The following is a 10,904-nucleotide window of genomic DNA, read 5'->3' as shown; positions in this document are numbered from 1 at the left end:
ATAATTTTATGTACAGCAGCAGTGCTTTTGAAAAGTTATGATTCCTCTACAAGACTAAGGGTGAACCCAAAGGATTTTCGATCAATTCGTTTTGCCTGAGCTAAGGTGTTCCTTATCATGATTTTAATACTTGGTTTTTGAAAATTCGTAATAAAATCGTTCCAGTTCAGATTGAAGGTGTTCCTTCTTCTGCTTTCCCTGTGGAAGAATCCTTCGCTCCTGTTTGTGCAGAGTCGGGTTTGATACAGACTAATCCCCGGATGAACCCAGGCAATATCCTGGTCACCATTCAGATTTGTGATGGTCTGAATATCCGTAAAAGCAATTTAGACTACCATGGTTTGAAGGATTTGGTAGAGAAACTGGAGGGCTTATGTTGACTATTTCCGGTTTGAAGAATTTCTATTATCTTCCTACCTTTCACGATATGCGTTGCAAGGCTCCTCGTGTTTCAGAAATCATCCGTTCGCGTTACCACCGTGATCCTCTTCAAGGGGATGTTTATATTTTCATGTCAAAAGACCAAAAGAAGGTTAAAATGATCCATTGCGAACGTCACGCCTATTATTTGCATGAGAAGAGTTTTACGAACGGTTACCGTTTTATGCGAATTGAGTTGGAAGAAGGTATTACGGTTTATAAGATTGACTGGCAGAGCCTTGTATCCGTGCTTGAAAGTCCTGTTATTAAGTCCATACGCTTATAGAATGTTAGCATATATCATGCATGTTAAATAATAATATATCAGTGTATTATAATAGTTTTTGTATGTGTAGTTCTTTGATTTTGAGTATCTTTATGTCAAATAAAGGCCATGGATCAAGAGGAATTACATAGCCGAATATTAATGCGAGATTATCTCGAGAGGCGGGAGTTGAATGCTTCTTCTGTCTGTACCGATCCTTGTGCCGATATGGAGCCAGATGAAATGAGACGTTACGTACGCTTCCTTCTCGGTCAGTTGGAAGAGAAGCAGGAGCAGATGAACCGTGTGTTAGATGATTTATCGGAACTTAAGGCAACTTCCAGGGAGCAAAGTAAGATGCTTGAACGTATGGTTATGATGGCAGATGAGTTAGATCAGCTTCGCAAGGCGAATGCGGAATTGGCCCGTTCTAATAATAAGCTTGAAGAACGTTTGGGGGTGGTTAATAATGACCATTATAACACCTCCAAGAGTCGTAAGTGCATCGATAAAGGTAAACCTGTGAAAGGCAGAAACGATGATCGTTCAGATTTTGATGGTATCGCTCCTACAACTCCTGCCAAAACGGCTTCAGTGGTAACCTCTGCTCCTGTTTATTCAGGTCCTAGCCGTAAGGGTGCTACCTATAAGAAAGAAATCGTAGGTGCTCCTATCGAACATAAATGCGACCGTTCAAAACTTTCAGCCTGAACAGTAATCCTAAAAGTGATGAACCCCAAAGTAGTCCGCACGGTTGTCAATCTGATTGAAGAACATCATTTTGAAGTTCTGAAAGTGAAATATCCCGATGGAAGTATCAAACAAGTATATTTTTCTTGTGATGATAACAATCAGGCTCATTTATACGATGAGGTAGTTCCTGGTACTCATATCACAGCCTCTTTGTTATCGTATCTTCTGTTCAACCGTTATCAGATGTGTTCCCCCGATTATCGTGAATCGAAGAACCGTCTGTCTGATATGGAGTGGAATACCTGCCGTCAGAACCTGGACAATTGGACTGACAAAGGTGCCGTTCAACTCAACAAGTTGATCCCTGCTCTGAAGAGCATGGCTTTAGAGCAGGGGGCTAATGTGAATGTTGATGAAACGTGGTGCCGTTACCAGACCCACTTGGGTCATAGGAAAACCTACATGTGGTGTCTTGTAAACAGGAAAGCGGGTATTGTGATCTTCTTCTATGCAGATTGTCTGGATGAGTCGAGTAATAACCATGAAAACAATCATAATCATAACATACTGAAGGATTTTCTGGGTGATGCGCAAATCAAGTCCTTGCAGAACGATGGTTATAACATCTATATGTATCTTGATAACGAGCTGATGGAGGTGGAATATTTATGCTGTCTTGCTCATGCGCGTAACAAGTTCAAGGATGCCTATAATCAGGGGTGTGAGAAAGCCCATTTCTTTTTGGAGCAAATAGCCAAGCTTTATACACGTGAAGATGACTACCGAAGGTTTAATTTGACTGCAAGCAAAATTAAGGAAAAACGCAACGATACTTATACGAATGGGATTGTTAACGCTTTGCGGAGTGAACTTTATGATTTGCTTGCATTGCCTGAAGCGGGTATGAGTGATTTAATGCGAACGGCTTTGAATTATCTCCATAAGTTTTGGAATCAGCTTTTTGCTTATCGCAAAGACGGTGAGTATACGATAGACAATCTTGCTGCCGAACGTGCGATACGCCCCTTGGCTGTTCAGAGAAAAACAGTCTGTTCTTCTGTAGTACGAAAGGAGCTTTACGCTCGGCAGTTTACAATACCTTTATTGAAACCTGCAAGCAGGCGGGAATCAGCTTCCGATCTTTCTTCTGCAAATACATGACGGAAATCCGGAAGAGTCGAACGGATTATGAGAACCTGCTTCCCATGACAATAGGTCTAACGAATTAGTAAAAACAATTTAAAACTTAATATCCAAGACAAGTGACGGGTGCCTACTGGCACTCGCCTGAAAGGTGTATACCATGTTTTGGACGCTTACATAATATAAATGATATCAGTGTGCATAGCTACTTATAATGGAAGTAAGTACATAAAAGAGCAGATAGACTCTATTTTACCTCAATTAGACGAGTGTGATGAGATTATTGTTTCGGATGATTCGTCGACAGATAATACCCTCTCTATTCTTAAGTCCTATCATGATAGGAGGATCATTATATTTACTAATCAAAAGTTCAATTCTCCCATATATAATTTTGAAAATGCTTTAAAGCATGCAAAAGGTGATATTATCTTTCTTTCAGACCAAGATGATATTTGGGAGTTTAATAAGGTCCAAGTAATGATATCCTTTCTTCAGAAAAAATCATTGGTTGTGTCTGATTGTTATATTATTAATCAAGATAAAAATGTAATTTGTGATTCGTTATTTAATGGCAAAGTTCCAAATGCCGGAGTATTCATTAATATACTTCGTAATCATTATATTGGTTGTTGTATGGCGTTTCGGCGAGAGATTTTAAATGCAGCATTACCTTTTCCTTCTTCTTTAGCCATGCATGATATTTGGTTAGGATTATGTGCGTCTGCCTTTTATTCTGCTGTATTTATACCTAATCGGCTCATAAAATATAGACGACATAATAGTAATGCTTCTCCGACATTAGAAAATAGTAATTTGCCATTATTGTATAGGGTACAGTATCGATGGACCTTGATTATAGCACTTATAAGAAGAGCGTTGAAAATAAGTAAGCATCTATAGTTTTTATTATATTATTGAGAAATTATGGGCTTTTTATTAATATTCATTTATGTTCTTATAAAGGAATATCTAAAATATATAATTGCGGTAAATATTTGCATTTTCGTTTATTGATCATATTGTTAAAAAATGTCTCTTGAGGTTTTGAAAATTTCTTTTATTGTTGTTGAATATCATTCAATAGAAGATATTATAACGTGTTATTCATCTATTATTGGTATTATACCTTCTAATTGGCAATGTGAAGTGATTGTTTCTTCTAATTCAGTTTATCCATTAAAGCAGCAGGAGGAACTTAAAACTTTATATAAAGATATTAAATGGAGGTTTAACGAAAAGAATGGAGGATTTGCTTATGCTATGAATCAAGGTTTATCAATAGCAGATGGTGATATTCTTGTAATAATGAATCCTGATGTTAGGCTGAAAACGGGAATTGAAAAGATGGTAACTTATTTGTATTCCCATAATGAAATAGGAGTTATTGCTCCTAAAATAATAAACATTAATGGTAAAATACAAGATAGCTTTCGGGATTTTATTACACCAATGAACTTCATAAAACGACATTTGAGCCGTATATTCAAATCTACTAATCAGATTGGTATTATTGAGGTCACTAGTCAAGTGGATTGGGTAATTGGAGCTTTTATGATGATGCCGCGTCAAGCTTATGAGGTAGTAAAAGGGTTAGATGAATATTATTTTTTATATTGTGAAGATATGGATTTCTGTAAGAGGATACAATTGGAAGGTTTTTCTGTGGTTTATTACCCTGAAAGTGAAATAGAATATGAAGGAACACGCTCTGCAAGACGGTCGTTGAAATATGCTTGCATATTTTTTAAGTCATTGTTACGATATTGGACTAAATTTGGATTCAATTAGTAAGCATTCAAATTAGGGCTCGATTTTGAAATATCTATCTTTGTTGCCTAACCAAAATTATATCCCTATGTTTAGCAGTGGAGATATGTCCGAAGATCGTAAAAGCCGTTATATCAGTTATCTCGTTGACTGCGTCAATGAGACTGAGTTGGACAAGAAAGCGCTGGAACTTGTCTTGGAGGATTTTCTTAGTGCCTGGAACGATATGAAAGCTGAACTGGCTGAGCTGCAAAGGAGACAAAACGAAATGGGTTTCCAAACTACAGGAGTCAGCCTCTGAGCTTTGTGAGGAAGTAAGGAAGCGTAAGAAAGCCGAGCGTGAGGTAGAACAACTGAAGTCTCACCTCAAGTTCTTTGATAAGAATAAGTTCAGTGACAAGCGGTAAAAGGTGAACCGGGGTGACGATGCAAAAGCCGACGAGGACAACCCTGATCACATTGGCGAGAAAGATAAATTCGATGATACTCCTAACACGTTGGATACAAGTTCCGTGTCAACTCCATCGATACCCTATCTCTAAACAAGGGAAAACGGGAACGGGATTTAACGAACCGTCCTGATGTATATACGCCCTTGGAGAGCAAGTATCATGTTCGATGGCTACAACGCTTACGTGTTTATAGGTGATGAGTTAAAGTCTGCTATGTTTAAGGATACGGAGCACTGGGTTTGCAGGTCCATACGAAAAGTTGAAAACCGCACCGGAGAACGTTTCAAACTATCTGAAAGAGGCGGTCAATTACCTAGATAAATTTTGGAATGAAATATTTGCCTATCTAAAGGATGGTAATTATCCGATTGATAACAACACTGCTGAACGAAGTATTCGCAAACTTATCACGTAGCGAAACAGTATGCTCCACTTCGGCAGTGACGAGGGAGTAGAGATGGTTGCCATGTACCATAGCCTAATTAGTACTGTGAAGATGCAGGGGCGGTTCGCTTGGGAGCTTCTCAGTAAGTTTTTTACTAATATTTTTAACGGTTGCAGAGATTATTTGAATCTCTCACCGAAAAATATCGGACTGGCACTATGTCAATAGTAAATAAATCACTGAATCTTTTAACAAAACAATTTTAGGCACTCGAAAAAGTGTCTAAAATTAGGGGTATGTCCTAAATTGAGTACTTACCGGCTTTCCTTATGTGATATGTCAAAATTGGACGCTAACTATTTAAATAATGGAATCTAATGAATATTCTTATTACAGGGGCTTATGGATTTGTAGGCACTAATCTAATTAATAATTTAAAAATTAAACACAACCTTTATGGACTTGATATAGTTTGTCCGACAAGAGAAGGAGTACTGAAAACATTTTATTGGAAAGATATTAATCCAGAGTCATTCTCATTACAAACCCTTCCTAAATTCGATGCAATCATTCATCTTGCCGGAAAGGCTCATGATACGAAAAACCAATCAGCTGCTCAGTCTTATTTTGATATTAATACCGGCCTGACTCAAAAGATATTTGATTTCTTTTTGGAGTCTTCTGCGAAGAAATTCATATTTTTTAGTTCAGTAAAAGCTGCGGCGGATAGTGTAGTGGGAGATATGCTTACTGAAGATGTTATTCCGGTTCCTGTTGGTCCTTATGGGGAAAGTAAAATAAGAGCTGAAGAGTATATAAAGGAACATTTTGCATTTCCTGCTGTCTCTTCCTGTGAGTGTTCTCCTTTTCGGGAGATGACTTCGGTTACAGAAAAACAGGTTTATATATTAAGACCTTGTATGATTCATGGTCCGGGGAATAAAGGAAATCTGAATCTATTGTATAATGTGGTGAAGAAAGGAATTCCCTGGCCATTGGGTGACTTCGAAAATCGTCGTTCGTTTACTTCAATTGATAACCTATGCTATGTGATTGAGGGATTATTGACTAAAGATGTACCTACGGGGATTTATCACATGGGGGATGATGAAGCTCTGTCAACGAATGAACTGATTGCCATCATGTGCGAGGTAATGGGAAAACAGCCTCACATCTGGAAAATGAACAAGCGTTTTATGGAAGGATGTGCTGGACTGGGGACTTTACTCCACTTGCCTTTGAATACCGAAAGACTTCGTAAACTGACGGAGAACTATGTAGTAAGTAACGCCAAGATAAAGGTCGCTTTGGGGATTGATAAAATGCCGGTCACCGCTAAAGAAGGGCTGATAAAGACTATTCGTTCATTTGAAGAAACTGAATAACTTATGTATTATCTGATAATCTTAGTTCTGCTATTTCTGGCAGAACTTTTTTATTTTCGTATTGCTGATAAATATAATATTATCGACAAACCGAACGAACGGAGTTCGCATACCCGGATTACACTGCGGGGTGGAGGAATTATCTTTTACTTGGGTGCATTGGTTTATTTTCTGACAAGTCAATTTGAGTACCCTTGGTTTATGTTGGCTCTCACTCTGGTGACGGTGATCAGCTTTGTAGATGATATCCGCTCCATATCACAAGGACTTCGTCTTGTTTTTCATTTTACGGCGATGGGCTTGATGTTCTATCAGTGGGAGTTGTTTACTCTTCCCTGGTGGACTGTAGTTGTGGCTTTGATCGCATGTACAGGGATTATCAATGCCTATAATTTTATGGATGGAATTAATGGAATCACGGGGGGATATTCGCTGGTTGTACTTGGAGCTTTGGCGTTTATCAATCATTGGGTTGTTTCGTTCGTTGAACCGGGTTTGATTTATACCATGCTGTGTGCGGTGCTGGTCTTTAATTTCTTTAATTTCCGTAAGAGGGCAAAATGCTTTGCTGGTGATGTGGGGGCGGTCAGTATTGCTTTTATTATTCTGTTTTTAATCGGTAAGCTTATAATCGATACGGAAGATTTTAGTTGGATTGTGCTTCTGGCAGTATATGGAGCAGACAGTGTGCTGACTATTGTCCATCGATTGATGTTGCATGAAAATATTGGTCTGCCCCACCGGAAACATTTGTATCAGATAATGGCTAACGAACTGAAGATACCTCATGTCGCGGTGTCATTGACCTATATGGTGGTGCAGGGCGTAGTTGTGGCGGGATACCTGGTATTGCGGGAGTACGGATATGTATATTTGGCAGGAAGCATATTGCTGTTGAGTATATTATATCTGTTATTCATGAAGAAATTCTTTCATCTGCACCAGTTCTGAATTAGTCGGTGGTGGGAAATAAAAAGAAAGGCGACTTGATTGCAAGCCGCCTTTCTTTTTATTTAATCTCAAATTCTTCCTTCATATCGATCTCTTCTCCATGTGAATCGTAGAATACGTATTCAAGAAAAGCGAGTTTCTGACTCGGAATAATTTTAATACCAAATCCGTATTTCATCTGCCATTTGCGTTTCAGCGACATAAGTCCCTGATTCAAATAGGCAGCCACATACGGGTGGATGTGTAGCGAGAATTTCTTAATCTTCAGTTTATTGACCAGATAATCAATTTTACTCTCCAGTGTGTCCGTAAAGAGGATGGACGATTTGATGGTGCCTTTGCCAAAGCAAGTTGGACAAGTTTCCATCGTGTTTACATCCATAGCCGGGCGAACCCGTTGACGCGTGATCTGCATCAGTCCGAATTTGCTTAAGGGCAGAATGTTGTGACGCGCCCTGTCTTTTTGCATGTTGGCACACATACGTTCGTAAAGCTTCTGACGGTTTTCGGCTTCATTCATGTCAATGAAATCTACCACAATGATACCACCCATATCCCTTAGCCTCAGTTGGCGTGCCAGTTCGTCGGCAGCCCCCAGGTTTACTTCGAGTGCGTTACCTTCCTGCCCGTTGGCATTCTTGGTGCGGTTTCCGCTGTTCACGTCTACTACGTGAAGCGCCTCAGTGTGCTCAATAATCAAGTAGGCACCACTCTTGTAGGATACTGTTTTACCAAAAGACGATTTAATCTGTTTGGTGATACCGAAATTGTCATAAATGGGAAGTTGACCTTTATACAACTTGACGATGCCTGCCCGTTCGGGGGCAATCAGTGTCACATAATCCTTGATTTCGTTGAACACCGCTTCGTTGTTCACGTGGATGTTCTCGAAAGAAGGATTGAAGAGATCACGCAGCAAAGCTACGGCACGGCTTGTTTCCTCGTAGATAAGTGTCGGAAACTTTGTGGCCTTTTGTACTTTGGTGATACTTTCTTCCCAGTGCTTCAGCAATACTTTAAGCTCTCCATCGAGTTCGGCAACACGTTTGCCTTCTGCCACTGTGCGTACAATCACTCCGAAGTTTTTCGGCTTGATGCTCATCAGCAGTTGTTTCAGGCGTGCACGTTCTTCGCTCGATTTAATTTTTTGAGAGACAGAGACCTTGTCGTTGAAAGGAATCAGCACCAGATATCTTCCTGCAAACGAGATTTCGGAAGTCAGGCGCGGTCCCTTGGTTGAGATAGGCTCTTTTACAATTTGCACCACTACTTCTTGTCCTACCTTTAATGTATTGGCTACTGTGCCATCCTTGTCCAGGTCGGGAAGCAGGGTTGCTTTCGAAATGGGATTAAGCTTTTTTTTGTCGCTTAAAGTCTGCTTTACGTACTTTTCGAGTGAGTTAAATTGAGGACCCAGGTCTAAATAATGAAGGAAAGCATCTTTCTCGTAACCGACATCCACGAAGCAAGCATTCAGTCCGGGCATCAATTTCTTGACGCGGCCCAAATACATATTGCCCACCGAAAAGGAGATATTTCTTCCTTCGCTTTGAAGTTCCACCAAACTCTTGTCCTCAAGTAAGGCGATGGAGACTTCTTTGGGCTGTACGTCTACTACTAATTCGCTTGTCACGTCTGTTTCCTAATTATTTAATTTTATAAAAAAATGAACGAATAACTTTATGCGTTTGTTCATTCAGTCGGGCATTTAAACAAAGAACAAACTCGAAAGACATTTGCTTCACAAGTTTGTTCTTTATTTCTGTCCAGATTCAGACTAAAAATTACTTTTTGCTTTTATGTCTGTTCTTTCTTAGTCTTTTTTTACGCTTGTGCGTAGACATTTTATGTCTTTTTTTCTTCTTTCCGCTTGGCATAGCTTCAAAATTTTATGGGTTAATACTCTTGTTTATTATTTCTTTACCGAAAGGGTGAATGTCTTAGCTGGTTTGAACGCCGGAATGTTGTGTTCCGGAATGATGATAGTCGTATTCTTAGAAATATTACGAGCGGTTTTTTGAGCTCTTTTCTTTACGACGAAGCTACCAAATCCACGGAGGTAAACATTCTCGTCCTTAGACAAAGAATCTTTCACTGCATCCATAAATGCCTCAACTGTTGTAAGTACTGTTACTTTGTCAACACCAGTGTTCTTTGCAATTTCGTTTACAATATCTGCTTTAGTCATTTTTCCTTAAAAAAAATATTATTACTATGTTCTTTCTAATTTTTTGGACTGCAAATATATAGCTTTTTAGTCTCCCAAAAAAATATATCCCGAACAATTTTCTAAAAAAGTCGCTTCATTAAGCTTTCTTAGTTCGTAATTAGATGAAAAGAACTACTTTTGTGCAAGGATAAAGTTAACAAAAAGTAGAATCTGGCTAAATATATGAATCCTAACTTCAGCAATACAATAGAAAAGTGGTATCAGGAATATAAAAGGGAACTTCCATGGAGGGAGTCCGCGGATCCTTATGTGATATGGATTTCGGAGATCATTCTGCAACAGACCCGTGTCGTGCAGGGGTATGACTACTTCATGCGGTTTATGAAACGGTTTCCGGATGTTGCCACATTGGCCCAAGCGGATGAAGACGAAGTGATGAAGTATTGGCAGGGACTGGGCTATTACTCCCGTGCACGCAATTTGCATGCAGCCGCTAAAAGTATGAACGGGGTGTTTCCTAAAACCTATCCGGAAGTGAGGGCTTTGAAGGGGGTAGGTGACTATACTGCCGCTGCCATCTGTTCTTTTGCCTATAACATGCCTTATGCGGTAGTCGATGGGAATGTGTACCGGGTACTTTCCCGCTATCTGGGCATCGATACTCCGATAGATTCTACTGAAGGGAAAAAGCTCTTTGCTGCCGTAGCCGATGAACTGCTGGATAAAAAGAATCCTGCCCTTTATAATCAGGCTATCATGGATTTTGGAGCTATCCAATGTTCGCCTCAGTCTCCTAACTGCATGTTTTGTCCGTTGGCAAGCGGCTGCTCGGCATTAGCCGGGGGAATGGTGGCACAACTTCCGGTAAAACAGCACAAAACGAAAACGACCAATCGCTACTTCAATTATATATATGTACGTATGGGTGCGTATACTTTGATTAATAAAAGAACGGGCAATGACATCTGGAAAAATCTGTTTGAGTTTCCTCTGATTGAAACTCCCGAAGCTGTCTCGGAAGAGGAATTTCCGGCGTTGCCCGAGTTCAAGGCATTGTTTGCCCCCAAGGAACTTCCGGTAGTCCGTTCGGTTTGCCGGGACGTGAAGCATGTACTTTCACATCGGGTGATTTATGCCAATTTTTATATAGTAGATCTTCCGGAAAATAGTCATTCGTTTGCTGCTTATCAAAAAATAAAGGCTGAAGAGCTGGAACAATATGCCGTCTCAAAACTGGTGCATGCCTTTATAGAGAAATACATCGATTGAA

The 10,904-nt window shown here is 39.7% G+C and carries 12 protein-coding genes and 1 pseudogene; 11 read left to right on the top strand and 2 right to left on the bottom strand.

The annotated features are described in order from the left end of the window. The first annotated feature begins 137 nt into the window (after positions 1-137). The 10 genes and pseudogenes from KO473_RS03470 to KO473_RS03430 all read left to right on the top strand — a co-directional run bounded on the left by KO473_RS03470 (position 138) and on the right by KO473_RS03430 (position 7,464). Positions 138-380: a hypothetical protein gene (locus tag KO473_RS03470; RefSeq protein WP_250716458.1), complete on the top strand. Its 243-nt coding sequence runs from the start codon at positions 138-140 to the stop codon at positions 378-380. Then, entirely contained in the window at positions 374-706 is a 333-nt protein-coding gene (gene tnpB / locus KO473_RS03465; protein WP_005819197.1) for an IS66 family insertion sequence element accessory protein TnpB, read from the top strand. Before KO473_RS03470 ends, tnpB begins: the two co-directional genes overlap by 7 nt. Before the next feature lie 141 nt (positions 707-847). Continuing rightward, complete coding sequence (locus KO473_RS23330; RefSeq protein ID WP_085930923.1) at positions 848-1,396, top strand: hypothetical protein; 549 nt, start codon at positions 848-850, stop codon at positions 1,394-1,396. Positions 1,397-1,414: 18 nt separating this feature from the next. Next, positions 1,415-2,539: a transposase gene (locus KO473_RS23325; protein ID WP_005819201.1), complete on the top strand. Its 1,125-nt coding sequence runs from the start codon at positions 1,415-1,417 to the stop codon at positions 2,537-2,539. Positions 2,540-2,707: 168 nt separating this feature from the next. Beyond that, on the top strand, positions 2,708-3,424 hold the full coding sequence (locus tag KO473_RS03455) for a glycosyltransferase family 2 protein (protein WP_005819203.1): 717 nt from the start codon (positions 2,708-2,710) through the stop codon (positions 3,422-3,424). A gap of 144 nt (positions 3,425-3,568) precedes the next feature. Continuing rightward, entirely contained in the window at positions 3,569-4,312 is a 744-nt protein-coding gene (locus KO473_RS03450; RefSeq protein ID WP_232307383.1) for a glycosyltransferase family 2 protein, read from the top strand. Between the two features lie 67 nt (positions 4,313-4,379). Further along, positions 4,380-4,592 (top strand): hypothetical protein, encoded by a 213-nt coding sequence (locus tag KO473_RS03445; RefSeq protein WP_005819206.1) that lies wholly within the window; start codon positions 4,380-4,382, stop codon positions 4,590-4,592. Positions 4,593-4,896: 304 nt separating this feature from the next. Beyond that, positions 4,897-5,356: pseudogene (locus tag KO473_RS23760) on the top strand (transposase); the annotation flags it as partial. 149 nt (positions 5,357-5,505) lie between these two features. After that, complete coding sequence (locus tag KO473_RS03435; RefSeq protein WP_005819210.1) at positions 5,506-6,513, top strand: NAD-dependent epimerase/dehydratase family protein; 1,008 nt, start codon at positions 5,506-5,508, stop codon at positions 6,511-6,513. 3 nt (positions 6,514-6,516) lie between these two features. Then, positions 6,517-7,464: a glycosyltransferase family 4 protein gene (locus KO473_RS03430; RefSeq protein WP_005819212.1), complete on the top strand. Its 948-nt coding sequence runs from the start codon at positions 6,517-6,519 to the stop codon at positions 7,462-7,464. Positions 7,465-7,522: 58 nt separating this feature from the next. On the opposite strand, the gene KO473_RS03425 is transcribed toward KO473_RS03430, so the two are convergent. Both KO473_RS03425 and KO473_RS03420 read right to left on the bottom strand, forming a co-directional pair. Then, complete coding sequence (locus tag KO473_RS03425; protein ID WP_005776334.1) at positions 7,523-9,097, bottom strand: Rne/Rng family ribonuclease; 1,575 nt, start codon at positions 9,095-9,097, stop codon at positions 7,523-7,525. 279 nt (positions 9,098-9,376) lie between these two features. After that, positions 9,377-9,652: an HU family DNA-binding protein gene (locus tag KO473_RS03420; RefSeq protein ID WP_005776335.1), complete on the bottom strand. Its 276-nt coding sequence runs from the start codon at positions 9,650-9,652 to the stop codon at positions 9,377-9,379. Between the two features lie 204 nt (positions 9,653-9,856). Here KO473_RS03420 and mutY point away from each other — a divergent pair, with 204 nt between their 5' ends. Next, positions 9,857-10,903 (top strand): A/G-specific adenine glycosylase, encoded by a 1,047-nt coding sequence (gene mutY, locus KO473_RS03415; RefSeq protein WP_122130494.1) that lies wholly within the window; start codon positions 9,857-9,859, stop codon positions 10,901-10,903. Position 10,904: the final 1 nt, after the last annotated feature.

Source organism: Bacteroides sp. HF-4919 (genome assembly GCF_018860125.1).
Note: the sequence above shows the minus strand (reverse complement) of the source record. Positions and strands in the feature narration are given on the sequence as shown.